Annotated in this window: 21 protein-coding genes; 12 read left to right on the forward strand and 9 right to left on the reverse strand. The window is 54.1% G+C overall.

Features of this window, described 5'->3' with window-relative positions; translation table 11 throughout:
- Positions 1 to 90: 90 nt before the first annotated feature.
- Positions 91 to 279 (reverse strand): hypothetical protein, encoded by a 189-nt coding sequence (locus V9K92_RS00850; protein ID WP_337352888.1) that lies wholly within the window; start codon positions 277 to 279, stop codon positions 91 to 93.
- Positions 280 to 880: 601 nt separating this feature from the next.
- Here V9K92_RS00850 and V9K92_RS00855 point away from each other — a divergent pair.
- From V9K92_RS00855 to V9K92_RS00880, 6 genes are all read left to right on the forward strand, one after another.
- Entirely contained in the window at positions 881 to 1,357 is a 477-nt protein-coding gene (locus V9K92_RS00855; protein ID WP_307277984.1) for an Hsp20 family protein, read from the forward strand.
- Between the two features lie 58 nt (positions 1,358 to 1,415).
- Positions 1,416 to 1,712, forward strand: coding sequence for a DUF982 domain-containing protein (locus V9K92_RS00860; RefSeq protein ID WP_337352889.1), 297 nt, complete (start codon positions 1,416 to 1,418; stop codon positions 1,710 to 1,712).
- A 666-nt stretch (positions 1,713 to 2,378) separates the two neighbouring features.
- Positions 2,379 to 2,867: a hypothetical protein gene (locus V9K92_RS00865; protein WP_337352890.1), complete on the forward strand. Its 489-nt coding sequence runs from the start codon at positions 2,379 to 2,381 to the stop codon at positions 2,865 to 2,867.
- A 182-nt stretch (positions 2,868 to 3,049) separates the two neighbouring features.
- Complete coding sequence (locus V9K92_RS00870; protein ID WP_337352891.1) at positions 3,050 to 3,421, forward strand: hypothetical protein; 372 nt, start codon at positions 3,050 to 3,052, stop codon at positions 3,419 to 3,421.
- Complete coding sequence (locus tag V9K92_RS00875; RefSeq protein ID WP_337352892.1) at positions 3,421 to 3,669, forward strand: DUF982 domain-containing protein; 249 nt, start codon at positions 3,421 to 3,423, stop codon at positions 3,667 to 3,669. Before V9K92_RS00870 ends, V9K92_RS00875 begins: the two co-directional genes overlap by 1 nt.
- 109 nt (positions 3,670 to 3,778) lie before the next feature.
- Positions 3,779 to 4,006, forward strand: a complete 228-nt coding sequence (locus V9K92_RS00880) for a hypothetical protein (RefSeq protein ID WP_337352893.1) — start codon at positions 3,779 to 3,781, stop codon at positions 4,004 to 4,006.
- Positions 4,007 to 4,064: 58 nt separating this feature from the next.
- Here V9K92_RS00880 and V9K92_RS00885 read toward each other — a convergent pair whose 3' ends face one another.
- The 7 genes from V9K92_RS00885 to V9K92_RS00915 form a co-directional block, all read right to left on the reverse strand.
- Positions 4,065 to 4,280: a DUF4287 domain-containing protein gene (locus V9K92_RS00885; protein WP_337352894.1), complete on the reverse strand. Its 216-nt coding sequence runs from the start codon at positions 4,278 to 4,280 to the stop codon at positions 4,065 to 4,067.
- 433 nt (positions 4,281 to 4,713) lie between these two features.
- Positions 4,714 to 4,992 (reverse strand): DUF982 domain-containing protein, encoded by a 279-nt coding sequence (locus tag V9K92_RS00890; protein WP_337352895.1) that lies wholly within the window; start codon positions 4,990 to 4,992, stop codon positions 4,714 to 4,716.
- A gap of 255 nt (positions 4,993 to 5,247) precedes the next feature.
- Entirely contained in the window at positions 5,248 to 5,577 is a 330-nt protein-coding gene (locus tag V9K92_RS00895; protein WP_337352896.1) for a hypothetical protein, read from the reverse strand.
- A gap of 536 nt (positions 5,578 to 6,113) precedes the next feature.
- Positions 6,114 to 6,581: a hypothetical protein gene (locus tag V9K92_RS00900; RefSeq protein ID WP_337352897.1), complete on the reverse strand. Its 468-nt coding sequence runs from the start codon at positions 6,579 to 6,581 to the stop codon at positions 6,114 to 6,116.
- A gap of 97 nt (positions 6,582 to 6,678) precedes the next feature.
- Positions 6,679 to 7,032 (reverse strand): hypothetical protein, encoded by a 354-nt coding sequence (locus tag V9K92_RS00905; RefSeq protein WP_337352898.1) that lies wholly within the window; start codon positions 7,030 to 7,032, stop codon positions 6,679 to 6,681.
- A 22-nt stretch (positions 7,033 to 7,054) separates the two neighbouring features.
- The gene (locus tag V9K92_RS00910; protein ID WP_337352899.1) at positions 7,055 to 7,474 is read right to left on the reverse strand and encodes a hypothetical protein; all 420 of its coding nucleotides are present in this window, start codon (positions 7,472 to 7,474) and stop codon (positions 7,055 to 7,057) included.
- 11 nt (positions 7,475 to 7,485) lie between these two features.
- On the reverse strand, positions 7,486 to 8,163 hold the full coding sequence (locus tag V9K92_RS00915; RefSeq protein ID WP_337352900.1) for an SOS response-associated peptidase: 678 nt from the start codon (positions 8,161 to 8,163) through the stop codon (positions 7,486 to 7,488).
- A gap of 393 nt (positions 8,164 to 8,556) precedes the next feature.
- Here V9K92_RS00915 and V9K92_RS00920 point away from each other — a divergent pair, with 393 nt between their 5' ends.
- From V9K92_RS00920 to V9K92_RS00930, 3 genes are read left to right on the forward strand one after another with little or no spacing between them, the layout of a single operon-like run.
- Positions 8,557 to 9,318, forward strand: a complete 762-nt coding sequence (locus V9K92_RS00920) for an ImuA family protein (protein ID WP_337352901.1) — start codon at positions 8,557 to 8,559, stop codon at positions 9,316 to 9,318.
- Positions 9,233 to 10,756: a Y-family DNA polymerase gene (locus tag V9K92_RS00925; RefSeq protein ID WP_337352902.1), complete on the forward strand. Its 1,524-nt coding sequence runs from the start codon at positions 9,233 to 9,235 to the stop codon at positions 10,754 to 10,756. The genes V9K92_RS00920 and V9K92_RS00925 overlap by 86 nt, the downstream gene beginning before the upstream one ends.
- Positions 10,753 to 14,019 carry an error-prone DNA polymerase gene (locus V9K92_RS00930; RefSeq protein ID WP_337352903.1) on the forward strand — a complete coding sequence of 1,089 codons (3,267 nt, stop codon included), beginning with the start codon at positions 10,753 to 10,755 and terminating at the stop codon, positions 14,017 to 14,019. Before V9K92_RS00925 ends, V9K92_RS00930 begins: the two co-directional genes overlap by 4 nt.
- Positions 14,020 to 14,344: 325 nt before the next feature.
- Here the strand turns inward: V9K92_RS00930 and V9K92_RS00935 are convergent, their stop codons facing one another.
- The gene (locus tag V9K92_RS00935; protein ID WP_337352904.1) at positions 14,345 to 14,614 is read right to left on the reverse strand and encodes a helix-turn-helix domain-containing protein; all 270 of its coding nucleotides are present in this window, start codon (positions 14,612 to 14,614) and stop codon (positions 14,345 to 14,347) included.
- A 124-nt stretch (positions 14,615 to 14,738) separates the two neighbouring features.
- On the opposite strand from V9K92_RS00935, the gene V9K92_RS00940 reads away from it, so the two are divergent.
- From V9K92_RS00940 to V9K92_RS00950, 3 genes are all read left to right on the forward strand, one after another.
- On the forward strand, positions 14,739 to 15,317 hold the full coding sequence (locus V9K92_RS00940) for a hypothetical protein (protein WP_337352905.1): 579 nt from the start codon (positions 14,739 to 14,741) through the stop codon (positions 15,315 to 15,317).
- A 293-nt stretch (positions 15,318 to 15,610) separates the two neighbouring features.
- Positions 15,611 to 17,242, forward strand: coding sequence for an ABC transporter substrate-binding protein (locus V9K92_RS00945; RefSeq protein ID WP_337352906.1), 1,632 nt, complete (start codon positions 15,611 to 15,613; stop codon positions 17,240 to 17,242).
- A gap of 6 nt (positions 17,243 to 17,248) precedes the next feature.
- Positions 17,249 to 18,226 (forward strand): ABC transporter permease, encoded by a 978-nt coding sequence (locus V9K92_RS00950; protein WP_337352907.1) that lies wholly within the window; start codon positions 17,249 to 17,251, stop codon positions 18,224 to 18,226.
- Positions 18,227 to 18,237 lie beyond the last annotated feature (11 nt).

The following is an 18,237-nucleotide window of genomic DNA, read 5'->3' on the forward strand; positions in this document are numbered from 1 at the left end:
ACTGTCGAAAGCCGCACAGACGAACTGGAGAAAGCTGGACGTTTGGCCATGGCATGATGTCGTGCTCCAAGATAATTCAGCCTCCAAGTATCAGGAAACAGCTAGCAATGAGGCCACCGCTGCTGCGCCGATCAATGCAATTTGAGCAAATTTCTCGGCAACCGCTTTTTGTCCTGCGTTGTGCTGCGTGTCGCCGAAAAATACGATACATGTTGCCGCCAAACCGCTCACTGCCGTTAGTAAAATAGTGGCAAAAAAAACGAGATTGAGAGAAATCATTGTAACCTCCAGTTGATCATTGCGACCATTATCGCTCAGTTCTGGGAGGCGTGGATAAGTTTTAGATTATTTGGAAATATCTTGTTTCGGGCATTGTTAACGCAGTTTGGTTCGGCGGCCTCGGCGGAGATGACCAGAGAGAACGAAAGGCATAGCCGAACTGATTGGCCGCTGACCGGGTTTCAGAAATGGATCCGAAGTGGCAAAATAAATGAAGGGTTCACCTTCGGTTTGGTTGTTACATCGGCGGCGACAGCAGCGTTAAACGGTATCAATATAAGCGTTGAAATGTACGCGATTTGCTTGAACGCTTTGAAGTTCATCTGCTGAGCCCCAAGATGGCAATCATGCCTGCGAATCAATTACTATTCTACATTTCCGCGATTATGCCCTCGTGTGCAACACTGCGTTAAAATTGTATAAAAAAGGCCAATCGAGTAGTTCCAGGTGAGGCGGTTTTCCCGAATTTTTTTCCTGAATCCTTGAATTCAATTTGGCCAAAACTAAATCATTTTGCGTCGATCGCATAAGTAGGATCGACACCGCTGGAGGCCTCAACTTCGGCGTCTCAGCGTCATGTTGCTTCAAGGAGGATATGGCAATGACAGCAAATTCTAATTTCGCTCCACTGTTCCGGTCCAGTGTTGGTTTTGACCGGGTGTTCAATCTCCTGGAGAACGCTCAGCGTGCACGGTCGATCAGCGACTGGCCTCCGTATGATATCGCGAAGACCGGTGAAGATACCTACAGGATCACCGTCGCTGTCGCAGGCTTCTCACAAGACGATCTGGATCTGACGTATCAATCCAATCTCCTCACGATCATCGGGAAGAAAGAAGAGGCGCAACAGTCTGAGTATCTTCACCGAGGCATTGCCGGGCGACCGTTTGAGCACAGGTTCGAGCTCGCCGATCACGTGCGTGTGGTAGGCGCGGGGCTTGAGAATGGTCTGCTTTCAATTGAATTGATCCGAGAGGTCCCGGAAGCCATGAAACCACGCAAGATTTCAATTGGCACGGAAAAAACCGTCTCGGTATCGAAGGAGTTAGAAAAGCCCAAACATCAAGAAGCGGCCTAGCATAAGCAACCGGGGAGGGCGCTAAGAGCCTTCCCCTTATATAAAGGGAACAACTGTCATGATGGAGAAGTATTTCACGAGGCCCGTTTCCATCCTTGTTGGCCTCGGCGTGCCGACAGATATCCACTCTGTTATGGAAGCATACCAGCTGTTGAATGACTGGCCAGTCCATGGCCGGGATACTGCGCATAGCCTTGCTTTGAATGCTTGCAAAGGCGTGCTGACAGGTACGATTGAAGCGGAAACAGCTCGTGGACTATTTATCGCTTTCGCGAAAAAGCACGACTTACTTGCGCCTGAGATTGGCCCCGTGTTAGGCCATCGGCACGGCGGAGGAAATCTGCGCGTCCTGTAATTGTGCAGCCCGGTGTCCATTGTGGATGCCGGGCTTTCTTTGGTCTGTTCATTTGCAACCATCCCTGCACATTGGTGCGCTTGCGGCAGTCTTCGGACCTCTGATTATTCTCTAATAAAATCCGCAAGCTGCACAATGCTTTCCCGTTCCAAGGAGACCCAAACAGTCGTGTCTCCGCCGGATACCTTCAGAACATGATATGTAGTGCCATCCTTTCTCTGGCGGAGTTGGCAGTCAAGAAATCCTTCACCCAGTGAGGTATTGATCGCCAACTGCTTGATAATCGGATCGCTAACGAGCCCTTTAATAAGTGCAGCAGATTTCGTGATTCTCGAAAACATCATCACACTCCAGTCAACCTTGTTATAGCGAGAGATTATCATGAGATGGACCAAATGCGAGCCAGAGCCAGAACACCTGACACAATAGGCGTGGTGCACAAAGACCATGGCCCGATCCTCGCAACATGGCAGCCCCATCGTGGCGCCTTCATCGGAGTTAAGCCAACCGGCGATACACCATTATCAAGGTTGCGCCACTCCAACCGGCGGCAACCATTGTTTATCACAAGATGTTTGTAAGTCGTGACTGCAATCCAACGTCTAATAGATTTGTTTAATGTTCTGTTTTAGGCTCACAAAGTCATGAACCGGAGATCGACACCGCATGCGCAGTTCTCTACTTTGCACGTTGTGCAGTCTCTTTTTGACCGTGGAAAGTGCCTTCGCGTTGCCAAAAACTCTGACCGCGACACAACTGGTTGATATTTGCAGTTCATCAACAGTTTCAGACGCGGCGGCAAATGGTGACCAATTAAGTTGGCAAAGAATGAGCGATGCGGATTTCAATGAATGGCGCACCGGCTTTCTTGCTTACAACGGCGGGTCAGTCGATATCGTTGGATGGCACCACGGACAAGGCGAGCACGTCGTGAGTTTGTCGTTCTGGATTGCGCAGGGGCCCAACAGCCACAAGGCATGCAACTACAGTCTGGGCAGTGATGCCGGTTTGTTGGGTGGGTTGACAGAAATTTTGGGCGCACCGGAGACGGTTGAGGGAATGGCTGGAAACGCTTATTGGAAAACAGAGCTGATGGAAGTGTACTATACACAGGTTGGGGCAAGTACATTGGTAAACATTAGCTATAAAAAATAGCAGAGATTTAGCGATGATCGCGGCATGCTGCTATTGAAAGCTATTCGTGAGGGTTAGTCTCTGCCCCGGTAAATGAATAAGCCAAGGGTAATCAGGCCCAGCACTGCAACAACATAAATCAAGATTTCATCGGTCAAACAATCTCTCCCGTCCGGACAATCGGACAGGTTAGCATAAAAAGAATGGACATGGTCAATCGCCTGTCAATCCTGCCAGTTATCTCCAGCCAAAATAATTCCAGACAACTCGGTCAGGTGCTTCGAAGTTTTCTACTGTGTAATCCTACAGTGCCAACCAACGTAAATATTTTTCGGAACCATACGCCGTTAATTTGGTTCGTTGCCAAACACATGAGCTTGGCAATGAATGATAAAAAGCCCAACAACCACAGGATCTTGGAGAATCTCAGCAGAGATTCGCAACCACCCGCTTTGCGGAAAGCTGCAGACGGAAGCAATCCGCCCATTGAGACGAACGGGCGATTTGCAGAATTGCTGCGAAGGCTTGAAGAGGCAGAGAATACAATGACCGTGGACGAACATAAGGAACTGTGATGTCTGACAAATTTGCCCCGATTTATCTCAAAGACCCGAGGTTGGACCAAGCCCATGAGATAACCTCGGTAACGGAGGCGCTCGGATATATCCATGGCTTATGGCCGCGCCACCCCAATTCAAAACGGGAAACAGCCGAACAGATATGCCGGCAAGCACTGGCGGGCGATATTTCAACTGAGGAAGCACGAGAGTTGATTTATCAAACCGCGATGGGAGCTGACCTCTTGGAAGGCGACGAAGATTAGATAAGTCGAGGCGGCCTCCATTGTATCTGCCCTCGTATCGATCAGGATGCGGGTATATGGAACTGATTCGCTTCGCCCGCATTGACTCCGTTTCGTAGGAGTGAGTGCCATGAGTATCGCATCCCCTAGATTTAAGTACGAGGATGAAAAACAGCGCGAAGCCGAATGCCGGGAAGCATTGAAAGATCGGTTTCTCGACAAGGTTTCTTCGAAAGATATGTACGCTATCCATCAAGAGGCCATCAAAGCGGGTTGGGGCTTGCCAGAAGAGCAGCGAGCTATTGATGCGCTTGTGCTGGAAAAGGCAAAGGAGTCCGGGGAGGACTTGCCCTGTTGAGCCCTACGACTTATTCAGCTTTCCAGCTAGTAACGGGAGGGACCCTATTGGGTGTTGATTATCCGTCATTCTTTGCCCGAAAATGAGCTACTAATGCGTTGGCGTGCCCGTGACCCATATTGTACTGCGTTTTAAGCAGTGCAACCATTTCCATATGCTTTTGATCTTTCAAACTTGCCAAAACAGACATCCAATAATCAATTGGCTGAGCATACTTTTTCTCGATGGATGGAAAGTACGAGGCAGGGCCTTTTACTGTTGCGACTGTAGACATCTTATGTTCCCCCTGGTTGCTATAAACGTAGGACGAACGGCGTAATAGGATTCCTACAAGCCCTCAATCTTTTTTGTTTCAGCGGCGCCGCTCTTTCCTTCGGGTGGGGCGGCGTCTTGCGGTCACTCTGCAACGCGGCTATCGTTCTACGGAACAAACAGGACCAGAATGCTGCTCCAAGAGTTAATTGATAGTGACATACAGACATATGCAGACCGAGAGCGCTACATCGCGTTTGCAGAGAACATTCTGGCAGGAAACCAAGCCACACTGCAACTCACTGGAAACGCTTTCTGCGTAACGTATACCAGAAGCGGTGTTTTGATAGAAAACATTTGGGATGATGATATAAAACCCGAGAGGGTTGGATTAAGCCAATTTATCGCGTTCTTGAAACTTAATTCTTAATGCGGAAATTATCGGAGTACAATTATTAAACTCTGCGTCGCATCTTTCCCTTGCGCCACTTTTCAAGCTTGCCGATCGATGGCGGACGGCCAGCGGCCTCAACGTAAATGTCAGCTTCCTTTGCAGCTTCAATGAAGGCCATACGAGCAACGCCGGGCGACAGCTTACCATCATAGCATTCAAGCAACGCGTGCTTGGCGATATCAAGCCTTTCGGTATCCGTGCCCGGCCATTCGTTCACGATGAACTCTGCCGCCTGCATTATGGAGGTTATTACCTTCATCTTGCCGAGCTGGCGGGTCATTATTGTTATTTCTTTGAAGGGTTTATCTTCCATGAGTCGGTGAACGACTCTTGCAGGGGATCAGTTCCTAGCTAATCCGATCAATCTTCCCATCATGCATTGAAAATACGCCGTCTTGGCCTCCCTGTTGGCTGAAGTCCTTTTCCAACTCCTCCCAGCGTCCCATAAGTTGGTCACAGGTGCTGCAATATATAGGAGTATGACTTGCCACATCTTCTGGAATCTCCAGATAGATTGTACCGCAATCCTTGCAGTCTAGTTTGTGGTCGAGTCGTTCCATTCCAGTGTTTTCCAGTCGTAATAAAGAGCTTCATCGCTCGAAATTATATCGTTGTTGTCAGCGGGCGATCGTCGTGCACGCGCAGCATCTACCAAGCTCATCTCCCGGTTCATTGCCAGCGAACTGACGATGCTGACAGAATGCACTCCTCGATCGAAGAAAGTCATTATAAATCCAGCCAGGCGATCCCGCTGTACATCCGGATTGCTTCCGATCTGTTCGAGAGCCAGTTTGTACGCTTCCTCCAGGATGGTCCAGTCGGCGGACGTATACTTATTTGCATAGATATTTGTTTGGAAAGTCATAATAAAAATGCTCCTCGCGGTAGGGCGGGAGCACAGATGATCTCTCAAACATCGAACGCCGAAATATTGTCTCGATGTTGTACTGACTCTACTCCTTTACTGGAAAGAGTCCATCCTCTCGATAATAAGGAACTAATAGCGTCGCGGTGGGTTGTATGCCAAACCCAAAAGGCGAAGCTGTGAATGAGAACAATCCAAAAAAGAAGCGCGACAGCGTGACAAATCTCCGCAATCAGATGCTTGAGCTAAGCTTCATGGATGCAAATGCGTTCTGCGCAACCTCCGATAGCAACGGATACAACTTTCAGGGATTTGTTAAAGCGCCTGGATGAGGCCGAGAAGAAGCAACACTAAACCTTGCCGTCGCCCTTGTGCTCGCCGCAATACCAGACAATTCCATATCGTCGAGAGAAACCAAAGCTGCCCCATACCTTGCAGTCTTTATGATCGCACCAATGCACGAACAACCCGGCGGGTGCGGGTTCCATATGGGCGGGTATTCAGGCTTGGGCGAGGGGGGTAGACATCAGGTTTCTTCATTTATTTTGCCATTGGCGCAAAACAGTCACGCCCTTTTGCTCACATGGCCAGAGATGGATAGAATACCGATCGTCTCCTTGAATGCCATCCTCTGAAAGCGTGCCCAATCCTGTTGAAACGGCCATTGCACAAAGATTTCCGGCAGGTACATCTGCGTGTTTGGCTTCCGGAATGTAATCCAACAGCCCCGCGATAACGATCTTACCCAAAGTTAGAAAGTTGCCGACTACAATGTGGTCTGCGGTTCGCGCATCGATCTCCGGCTTTACGTCGTGAAGTTCTACGCGAACCGGAACAGACAGATTGCGTGCGGTTGCAAAGGTAACGCTATGTTTGCCAACGAGTATACGAGCCTCAACATCCCCATCCCTCCAGATCGCTGGCAAGCTGGCACTAATGGCGGCATCCTCCAGGTAGATTTGGTGATAATCAGCAAGAAGCATTCCATCGAAAAGAATAGGCAAATTGTCGACTCCTTTTCCAACTGTTCGGTTCACGCGTGCTATCGGGCCATCAACTTCACGCTTTAGTTAAGGCCGTTCCGCTTTGGAACTATGACCATCATGTGCCATCGCCCTCAAATGCTGTCTCGTTGTAAACGGGATCGTTCGCAGCCGCATTGGTATAGAGAACGTGCACCTCACCCTCGGTTTCATCCGGCACGCCTGTGAAAATGTAAATCTCGCCGAGTTCAGGATGACTTGCCCGGACAGCCTCAAAAGGAAACTCGGTCGGATCGGCGGATTGAGCGATGGTGATATTCTCTACGATTTCCTCGCCGTTCGAGGCGACATCGAACGAACCGGGAAGTTCCTCAACGTCAGTCATATTCGCTTCGACTTCTGCCATGTAGTCTTCATCGAAATAGCTCTCAATGCTGTAGGTTTTTCCGCGAAATCTGACTTTCCAGGGCATGGCGCTTCTCCTTTTGCTCCGGTCATCGCAGAATGTGCGAAATGACAATGTCTGCAAATATGAAGGTGACGACGATTGATCCTAGTTGAACACCGCCAATCATTCCATGCACCTGAGTACTGGCAATAAAGCCCACAGACTGATTGGGAAGCAACCCCGGCGGAACACGATGCTTATGTGACTCGACGCTCCTGACCAGCTTGTCATAGTTCCTGTTGATATACAGCATCAGGCAGGTTGCTGTAGCGAGGAATATGAGAACTAGATTCAGAACAAAGGATGGGTTTGTATATTCGATCAGCCATCCCTTGAGCGTCGGGGGGGCCGGATCACCAATTAATAGCGCGACGCGAACCGCGATAAGAACGAGCAAAAGTACGAACTCGACGATGAAGCCGATCTTGAGTTTACGTTTGGCGTCCCGTTCGAAATATCCGGTCATGTTGAAATCTCTCAGAGCAAAAGCGGCTCTTCCTCGATCTTCCTTGGCGGCGCTAGAACAATCAAATCGCTGTCAGGCAGAGGGCGCTGCAGTTGCAGTGCTTCGCGGGGTGACCCGTTGAGCCAGATGTCGAATTCTTCTCTTGTGCGAAGGATGACCGGCATCGCCTTTTCGTGAATCGGTTTGACAACAGCATTGGCATTGGTCGTTAAAAACCCGAACACCTCAACATCAATGTGCCCCTCTTTGGCTTTCCTGATACCGCGCCAGGACGTCCAGAGACCGGCAAAGCAGAACATGGGTTGATCTTCGTTCAAAGCAAACCAATGCAGGGGTTTGCGCTTGGTAACGGGATCTGGCTTCGGTCCATACTCTGAAAAACTGGTTGCCGGCACCAGGCATCGAAACTCTTTGCCAAGCCATTTTTTCCAGTGGTCATAATGGGGGTTGCGAATGTTTGTGGTGCCGTAGTTCACGCCTGTGCTGGTGACAGCCTTGTCGGGCGAGGGCATACCCCAGCGCAACATGGCTAGTTCCCGTTCCCCGTGAGCATCGTTCCTGACCATAGGAGCGGGATAGTCCGGGAAGATTTCCAGATCGAACTCGGTCATATTCGTCAGATTGCTGCGCGTCTTGAACAGGTCAGCGACTTCCTGGTAGCTGCTTTTATGCCTGTAGAGGTTGCACATCAATCACCCCCCCTGAGTTGCCTTTGCCGGTCGCGCCATGCCCTGTGATTGGCCCCGTGACCAATATTCTATAGGCAGGTCCTTCCCGCCACCTTTTTCTTCCGGGGCGGTCGATCCATCGCCTTTAACTGCGTGCGAGTTCGACTGCGCACAGGGCCCGGCCTATGCTCCCCTCCCGCAAGTTGGGCAGTTTTTACGATTTCTCATATCAAATCGTTCAATTCCAGCGACAGCGCCGCCATTTACTCAAAAATTTAAACTTGTTTCGAATCCGTGGCTTATCCCTCAGGCTGGCATGAGCCTCGCAAATTCAGTTGACTCGACATTGCGAAAGTAAGAACAAAAAGGGAACAATCAAATCCCTGCGCACGTTGCAGCGCCAAAGGATCGTGAATGAAAGACGCTCTAACCACACCTATCCTTGCCGAACTTCGTGACCGTATTGAACGGCTGCAGGCAGGAAGGGCGCGTGCAGCGGAGGTTCTTCCCTTTGGCGTCAAATTGATAGACCGCGTTTTACCCGGTGGAGGGCTTGCACTTGGCAGTCTGCATGAAGTGGCGGGCGGCGGCAATGGCGCGGTCCATGGTGCGGTTGCGGCACTGTTTGCAGCAGGCATTGCCGCAAGAACCAAAGGCAAGGTGCTTTGGTGCATAACCCGGCAGGATCTGTTTGCTCCGGCAATTGCTCAGGTGGGGCTTGCAAGCAACCGTGTAATCTATGTGGAGGCGGGCGACGAAAAGGCAGTGCTTTCCTGTTTTGAAGAGGGACTTCGCCATGGTGGCCTTGGCGCTGTCGTAGCCGAGGTGGCGCGGTTGTCGATGACCTCATCGCGGCGCTTGCAGCTCGCAGCAGAGGGATCCGGCACGATCGGCATTGCGGTGCGGCGTTGGCGGCGACAGGCAGAGGCCGCAGATTTCGGCCAGCCGACAGCATCGGTGACAAGATGGCGGGTAACGGCGCTTGCCTCATCCCCCTTGCCGGTGCCGGGCGTCGGCCGAGCACGCTGGCAACTTGAGCTGATCCGCTGCCGTGCCGGGGAATCTGCCGATTTTGAAGTGGAGGCCTGCGATGACAAGGGTCGTCTCGCTCTTCCTTCCGACGTGGTCTACGGATCGCCTCAGAAGGAAATTGGGCGACGCCGCGCCTCCGTCTGAGGTTCCGCTCGTCCTTATCAGCCGTGATGCACGCCGCCGTGTGGTGAGTGCCGTCAACAGGGCAGCACTCAGTACCGGATTGCGCGTCGGCATGGCGGCAACCAAGGCGCAAGCCCTGGTCAGCGGGCTCGTGACCATGGACGCGGATCCCAAAGCCGATGCCGAAGCGCTGGAACGGTTGGCGTTATGGGCGATGCAGCGCTATGCACCGATCGTTGCTGCCGATCATCCCGATGGCATTGTTCTTGATACGACAGGTGCCGATCATCTGCTTGGCGGGGAAGAAGCAATGCTCAGGCAAATCGTGCAGCGGTTTGAGGCCTCAGGCATTGGTGCCTGCGCTGCCATCGCCGATACATGGGGTGCGGCCCACGCGCTGGCGCGAACGAGTGCCGCAGCAATCTCGGTGGTGCCATCTGGGTCCAATGCTGCGGCTCTTGAACGGCTGTCAGTCACTGCACTGCGACTGCCTGCCAATACCGCGGAGAGCCTGCGCATCCTCGGTTTCACCACAATAGGACAGCTTGAGCGGACGCCGCGCGCGCCTCTGACCTTGCGCTTTGGGCCCGAGGTCGGACGACGCCTTGATCGGGCTTATGGACGGATTGCCGAACCGATCGATCCAATCCGCACGCCTGACTTGATTGAAGTGCGCCGTGCCTTTGCCGAGCCCATCGGCGCTAGCGAAACCATCGCCCGCTACATTGGTAAACTGGTTGAACAATTATGTGCCTTGCTGGAAACAAAAGGTCTTGGAGCCAGACGGCTGGATCTGTTGTTGCACAGGGTCGACAACCGCATTGAAGCTGTCCGGGTCGGCACCGCACTTGCCGTGCGCGATGTGAGGCGACTGACACGGCTTCTTTCCGACAAGATCGGCACGATTGATCCGGGCTTCGGGATTGAACTCATGACCCTTGTCGCAACAATTGCCGAGCCTCTGGGGATGAAGCAGACAATTTCATCATTGATCGAAAAACCGGATGCCGATGTCTCGGCACTGATCGATACATTGACGAACCGTGTCGGGGAAACCCGGATTTACCGTGTTGCATCGGTGGCCAGCGATGTTCCCGAGCGGTCGGTCAAACGGGTTCCGGCACTTTCACCCGATACTGCAGAAACCTGGCCGTTCGATTGGCCGCGACCGACGCGTCTGCTGAAATTTCCCGAACGGATCGAGACCGTGGCATTGCTGCCGGACCATCCCCCCGGATCCTTTACTTGGCAGGGCATTCGGCACCGCATCAAGCGGGCCGATGGTCCAGAACGCGTATTTGGAGAATGGTGGCACCGTGATGCTGAGATGTCTGCTGTCAGAGACTATTTCATTGTCGAAGACGAGGCGGGAGAACGGTTCTGGATCTACCGGGCAGGAGACGGCGAGAACACGGACACCGGATCGCACCATTGGTTCATGCACGGACTATTCGGATGAACAATAGCCGCTATGCGGAATTGCAGGTCACCTCGCATTTTTCCTTTTTGCGCGGGGCCAGTTCCTGCGAGGAACTTTTTGCCCAAGCCGCAACCCTGGGGATCGAGGCACTTGCCATTGCCGATCGCAACAGTGTTGCCGGGATTGTGAGAGCTCACCAGGCCGCCAGGGAAACGGGCGTCAGGTTGATCGCCGGATGCCGGCTTGATCTTTGCGATGGCATGTCGGTTCTGGTCTACCCGATGGACCGTCCGGCCTATTCGCGTCTTTGCCGCCTGCTGTCGCTTGGAAAAAAGCGCGGCGGCAAGGCCAGATGTATTCTCGATTGGTCCGATGTCCTCGCATATTGCGAAGGCATGATTGCAGTCCTTTTGCCGGACCGGGCTGATGATCTTTGCGCCGTCCAGCTGCGCAAGCTCAGGCAAGCCTTTTCCGACAGGGCCTACGCGGCGTTGACCTTGAGACGACGGCCCAACGATCAGCTGCGGTTGCATGATCTCTCCAATCTTGCCGCGCAGGCCGGCGTGGCGACGGTCGTGACAAATGATGTGCTCTTCCATAGTCCCGAACGCCGCATCCTGCAGGATGTCGTCACCTGCATTCGTCACAATGTCAGCATCGACGATGCAGGCTTCAGGCGGGAACGCCATGCTGACCGCTACCTGAAGCCGCCGGAAGAAATGACGCGCCTGTTCAGCCGCTATCCGGAGGCACTGGCCAGGACGCTCGAGATTGCTGACCGCTGCCGGTTTTCCCTTGACGAACTTGCTTATCAATATCCGCAGGAGCGAACGCATCCGGGACTGACGTCCCAACAGGCATTGGAGAAGATGACCTGGGAAGGCGCGGCCGCGCGTTTCCCTGAAGGACTGCCCGATAAAGTGGTCGCATCATTGAAACATGAACTGAAATTGATCGAGACGCTTGGATACGCACCCTACTTTCTCACCGTCAATTCCATTGTCCGCTTTGCCCGCTCGCGTGACATTCTTTGCCAGGGCAGGGGATCGGCGGCCAACAGCGCCGTCTGCTATGTGCTTGGGATCACGGCGATTGACCCGGAACGCAATGATCTCCTGTTTGAGCGCTTTGTCTCCGAAGAACGGCGTGAACCTCCCGATATCGATGTCGACTTTGAACATGAACGCCGCGAGATCGTCATGCAGTGGGTGTTCGACACCTATGGGCGCAACCATGCCGCGCTTTGTTCGACGGTCATCCGCTATCGATCCAAGGGGGCATTGCGTGACGTTGGCAAGGCGCTCGGATTGCCGGAAGACGTCACCAAAATGCTGTCCTCGCAGGTCTGGGGCTGGGGAGAAGACATCAAGGCCAAGCATGCCGATGGTCTCAATCTGAACATGAGTGACCGCCGGTTGCGGCTCGCGCTTGATCTGGCACAACAATTGACGGGAGCACCCCGGCACCTGTCGCAACATCCTGGCGGATTTGTTCTCACCCATGACAGGCTTGATGAGCTGGTGCCGATCGAGCCGGCAGCCATGGCGGATCGCCAGGTCATCGAGTGGGACAAGGATGATATCGATATCCTCAAATTCATGAAGGTGGACTGCTTGGCGCTCGGCATGTTGTCTTGCATGAAACGTGGCTTTGATCTTCTTTCGGAGCACAAGGGCATCAATATCGATCTGGCGACCATCCCTGCCGAGGATTCACGTACCTATGCCATGATCCGGAAGGCTGACACGCTCGGGACGTTCCAGATCGAAAGCCGTGCGCAGATGTCGATGCTGCCACGGATCCGCCCCCGCACCTTTTACGATCTGGTCATTCAGGTGGCTATTGTCCGGCCCGGACCCATCCAAGGCGATATGGTGCATCCCTATCTGCGGCGGCGGGAAGGCAAGGAAGAGGTCATTTATCCCAAACCGGAACTGGAAAAGGTCCTCGGAAAAACGCTTGGCGTGCCGTTGTTTCAGGAACAGGCGATGCGTGTGGCCATCGAGTGTGCGGGCTTTACGCCAGGCGAGGCAGACCAGCTGCGAAGGGCGATGGCCACCTTCAAGTATACGGGCGGTGTGTCCAGATTTGGTACCAAGCTCATCGAGGGCATGGTTGCAAATGGGTACGAACGCGAACTTGCCGAGCGCACTTTCAAACAGCTGGAAAGCTTCGGCTCCTATGGGTTTCCCGAAAGCCATGCAGCATCATTTGCCTTGATCGCTTACGCGTCTTCCTGGCTGAAATGCTGGCACCCTGATGTCTTTTGCGCCGCGCTTTTGAACGCACAGCCCATGGGATTCTACGCTCCGGCCCAGATTGTGCGTGATGCGCGCGATCACGGTGTGGAAATCAGACCCGTATGCATCAATGCATCCCGCTGGGACTGCACCCTGGAAAAAACCGATATCGACGACAAATTTGCCGTCCGTCTCGGCATGCGGATGGTCAGGGGGCTTGCAAACAGGGATGCCGCCAAAATCGTCACCGCGCGCAGCGATCAACCATTCAGTTCTGTTGATGATCTGTGGCGAAGGGCAGCTGTCTCCACATCATCGCTGGTACAGCTTGCCGAAACAGATGCTCTTCGGTCTGCCTTGAGCCTGGCACGGCGTGAGGCTCTTTGGGCAATCAAAGCGTTGCGCGATGAACCGCTGCCCCTCTTTGCCAGCGCTTCGCACCGCGCCGCGCAAACAGTTGCAGAATTGCGTGAACCTGCCGTGCAACTGCACCCGATGAAAGCCGGAAGCGAGGTGGTGGAAGACTACCGGCATGTCGGATTGTCCCTGCGTGATCATCCGGTGTCGTTTCTCAGGCAAAGCTTGCGTCAACGTCGCATTATAAGCTGCGCCGAGGCCATGCAATCACGCGACGGCCGATGGGTGGAAACGGCAGGACTTGTTTTGGTTCGCCAGCGTCCCGGATCGGCAAAGGGTGTCATGTTCATCACCATTGAAGATGAAACCGGCATTGCCAATCTCGTCGTGTGGGTGAAGGTGTTCGAAAAGTACCGATCCATTGTACTGTCGGCTGGCATGATGGCGATCAAGGGCAAGATTCAGCGCGAGGGCGAGGTCGTTCACCTCGTCGCCAATAAACTGACCGATCTGTCATCAGAACTGGCCAGCGTTGGCGATCGGGATACAGCCTTTCCCCTGCCGCACGGGCGCGGCGATGAGTTCCACCATGGCAGTCCCGAGCCGGATACGAGGTCGGTTCCAAAAGGAATGAAAGCCCGCGATTTTTATGATCCCTACGCTCATATCGATACGATCAAGGTGAAGACCCGTGATTTTAAGTAAGCGATAAAATGGATTATATGTGCAGGTATCTCACTGCAGCCAGTGCCGCATCGAGCTCTGTCAAGTTTCCTTCACTGACGACTGACAGGAAAGCTTCCTTATCAAGCAGATATGGTTGCCAGGTCTTGTGGTTCGTGCATCGGCTCATTCTGCCACTTCCCGGCGTCAGAGAAACCCACAGTTACGCATCAATCGGTGACGTGAAGCCTGACGCATTGTTGCCGCTTTGACCTTTCCGATTCTTCGGAACGGTTGAGACTGTAATTCCAGTCTAGACGGAATTCTCGGCGAGCTCTGCTTGATCAAGGTGAAATCGCCCAACACATCAGCCTTCCGTGGTTTCTTGCTCGTCATTCCCGCTTCTAAACCGCACGCCTACGCCGCCGCCATTGCGCGCGATGAACTCTATGCCGGCATCCTCCAAGGTGATCCTAATCAGTTTGAGATTTGCTCCTGTAATGGTTGGTTGGCCGTCGTCAGCTTCCGCGCGACGTACTGTCATGACTCCAACGCCGGCGGATTTCGCGAGATCTTCCGCAGTCCATCGAAGCAAAGCCCGTGCTGCCCGAATTTGAGTCCCGGTTATTCCGCTCATGTTTTTTCGATTTTCCATTGTAAACTATATGACCATGTGGTACTAAAAACATCACACGGCTGCACCCGGCGCTTGTAACACCGAATGCAGCCTAACCACTACCAAGCTGTAAGGAGCTCGGATCATGGCTGATTCCGACAATAGCAGAACTTTGCCTCCGGTCACGCGGAGAGATTTCCATTCGGTGCTGGCGGCGTCTTTACCCACATATCCGCACCTTGCTGCCGGGATTACCGCACCGGCAGAGGCTTGCGATGACGATCCGGCGGTCATGACGTGGCGCGAATGGTGCGCTGCACGGCTGGACGCAAGTAAATCGTGCCGGCGCCAGCAGAAGCTTGAAGCGAAACTCATCTCAATGGCCGGCTCGCCGCAGAGTGCAGCCGATGCCTGGAAGGCTAGCGATGAGAAGCTAGGGTACAGCAGAGCCCTCGACCAGGAGCGGAAGGCATTTATCGCTGAGAACAGAGTTGCAGAGATCCTGTGGTACACACCGGCCCAATCAATCATGGGCGCAACTGCCAAGTTGCACGCCATCGTCGACAAGTGGCAGCCTGATGCTGCCTGCGACGAATATCCCTGGCCGCAAATCCGCGCTGTCATTGCCGACCTTTTGAAGATCGACGCGCAAATGTCGTTTCAGAGAAGCGGGCGTGATCAGGTGTCGCCGCCGGGAAGGCGAAGGGCGGCCGGGGGTGGTTAGCATGCCGCCCGCGGCCGGCAACGGTCACTCCGTCCGGCGGAGCAAAACGTATAGGTTTCTTCATCGTCATAGCCCTTTCAACCCGGTCAATGCGGGCGCCTTCTTCAGTTTTCGAATAACGCATTGTCCGTCTTCACAAAGGGAGTGATTCCGTACTGAAGAGTATTCATCTACAGAGGATACTCTTCAAAAATATCAAAGCAACGGCCCGGTATCGCGCCGACATGTGGTGGAAGCCCTTCCGCCGCAGTGGGCCAACTGCGTTCAGAATCTTAAAAAAGAGGGAACTTATAATGAAATCAGGAAACCCGTTTCGTTCATGTCTTTTGTCGGCCCTGCTGATTGTGATCCTGTCGTGGATCAGTTTTTCCGGGGCGGCACGGGCACAGGAAGGACTTCGGATCGCGACATCGTACAAGTTGATGACGCTTGATCCGCATTACGCCAACCTCAACGAGAATACCTCGCTGCTCTCCCATATCTATGAGCGGCTCGTCTATCAGGACGAGCATCTTGAACTGAAGCCTGGCCTTGCCGTTTCCTGGCGTGCGACATCCGAAACGCGGTGGCAGTTCAAGCTGCGGGACAATGTGCGCTTTCATGACGGATCGCCGTTTACGGCGGATGATGTCGTGTACACGATCGAACGCATCCGGGACTTCGTAAAATCGCCGAGTGGCGGCTTTCGCTCCTATGTCAGCGCAATCAAGTCGGTGTCAGTGCCCGATCCCCTGACTGTCGTCATCGATACCAACGGCAGCGTTCCCAATCTGCCGCTGTCCTTTTCTTCCATCTTCATCATGCACCGGCCGGGGCAGGGGTTTCAGACGACGGAGGAACTCAATGCCGGCGGCGCTTCCTCTGGCGCGGGCGCTCCCGTCGGTACGGGCGCACCCGTCGGCACGGGGCCTTACAGGTTCGCAAGCTGGAGTTCCGGCGAGATGCTCAAGCTTGAGAGAAACAATGACTACTGGGGCGACAGGCCTGCCTGGCCAGAAGTCACGTTCAGGATTATCGAAAGCCCCGCTGCACGTGTTGCTGCCCTGACCACCGGCGATGTCGATGTTGCCGACGCCATTCCGGCCCGGGATGTGGCATCCTTGAAACAGCGCGGCGCGAAGATTGCGAGCGTCGGTGCAGCCCGCATCAATTTCCTCCAGTTCGATGTGGAAAGAAACACGCTCCCCGGCGTGACAGGCAAAACGGGAGAGCAGATACCCAATCCCTTCAGGAAACCCCTGGTGCGGCGTGCGCTTGCCATGGCAACGGACCGGGGTGTTCTCGTCGACAAGATTCTTGCCGGTTACGGCACCGCTGCAGCACAGGTTTTTCCGAACGGGCTTCCCGGCACCTCCGCCAATCTGAAGCCCGAAGCTCCAGATTATGACAAGGCCAAAGCCCTTCTGGCTGAAGCCGGCTTTCCCGACGGTTTCAGCGTTGTTCTGGCAGGTCCCGCGGGCCGTTATCCGGGTGACGGCGAGAGCATCCAGGCAATCGCCCAAAGCTGGGCCCGTATCGGGGTGGCCGTCCGGCCCGCTGCCTCTCCCTTTTCTGTTTTCAACACCAAGCGTGCCGCCGGCGATTATGGGCTCTGGTATGGTGGCACCTCCGGCGAGGCGGTCGATGTCATCCTTCACGCACTCCTTGCATCACCAAGTCCGCAGACCGGCAGCGGTGCCTTGAATTTCGGGCATTATCGTAACCCGGCTTTTGACGAGATGCTGGCAAAGGCGCAAAGCACTCCGGAAGGCCCCGCGCGCAACAAGGCACTTGCCGAGGCGACGGATCTGGTGATGGCCGACCAACCCATCATCCCGCTCTATCACTTCCACCATATTGTCGGTTACGGCAAGCGGGTTGCCTCCTATGCGATGCATCCCCGCGGCTGGACGACCGCCATGCAGACATCTGCCGTGACGGAGTAAGCGATCATGGCCCTCATTTCAGCTGCCCTGGGAAGGTTGTCGCAAGCCATCCTTCTTCTCTTCGCCATGTCGTTGATCGGCTTCCTTGGCATTCACAGTGTCGGCAACCCGGTCTTCAACATCGTCAACATCGAAACCGCCACGCCCGAGGATATCCGCAATGCCACGATCGCGCTTGGACTGGATCAACCGATCTGGCACCAATACGGCGTGTTCATCGGCAATGTGGTACGGGGGAATTTCGGGACCTCGTATATCTATCATATGCCGGCCTTCGCACTTGTCATCAGCAAGCTGCCCGCAACACTTGAGCTTGCCTGCGTCGCAATGCTCGTTGCAGGACCGGTCGGTATCGGTCTTGGGCTTCTCGCCGGCAGGCAAAGCGGAACAGTATTTGACCGGATTGTTCTCAAGTCCAGTGTATTTGCCTTGAGCATTCCGTCTTTCTGGCTCGCCATGATGCTGATCCTTGGCGGCGCTGTCCTGACCGGATGGTTTCCGTCCGGCGGCAGAGGCGCGACGCTTGGTTTGCTCGGGCAGGAATGGAGTATCCTCACCCGCAACGGGGTCTGGCATATTGTCCTTCCCGCTTTGGCGCTTGCCATACCTAATATCGCATTGATCGCGCGGCTATCGCGCTCGGGCACGATTGAAGTTGAAAGTCTCGACTTCACCCGATTTTGCCACGCCAAGGGCCTTTCCTCCAGGCGAATACTGCTTCGCCATACCCTTCCGAACATCAGCGTGCCGATTGTGACGATCATCGGCCTGCAGTTCGGCGGCATGCTGGCATTTGCGGTCGTGGTGGAATCGATTTTCGCGTGGCCGGGTATCGGCAAACTCCTGATCGACTCCATCCAGCTCCTCGACCGGCCGGTGGTGATGGCGACGCTGACGTTCATTTCGGTGATTTTCGTCGCCCTCAATGCCTTTGTCGATCTCTTTCATGCCGTGCTCGATCCGCGCGTGCGCCTGTCCTCATAAAGGTGAACTCC

The sequence above is a fragment of the Phyllobacterium sp. CCNWLW109 genome, assembly GCF_037203905.1.
In the GTDB taxonomy this organism is placed as follows: Bacteria; Pseudomonadota; Alphaproteobacteria; order Rhizobiales; family Rhizobiaceae; genus Phyllobacterium; species Phyllobacterium ifriqiyense.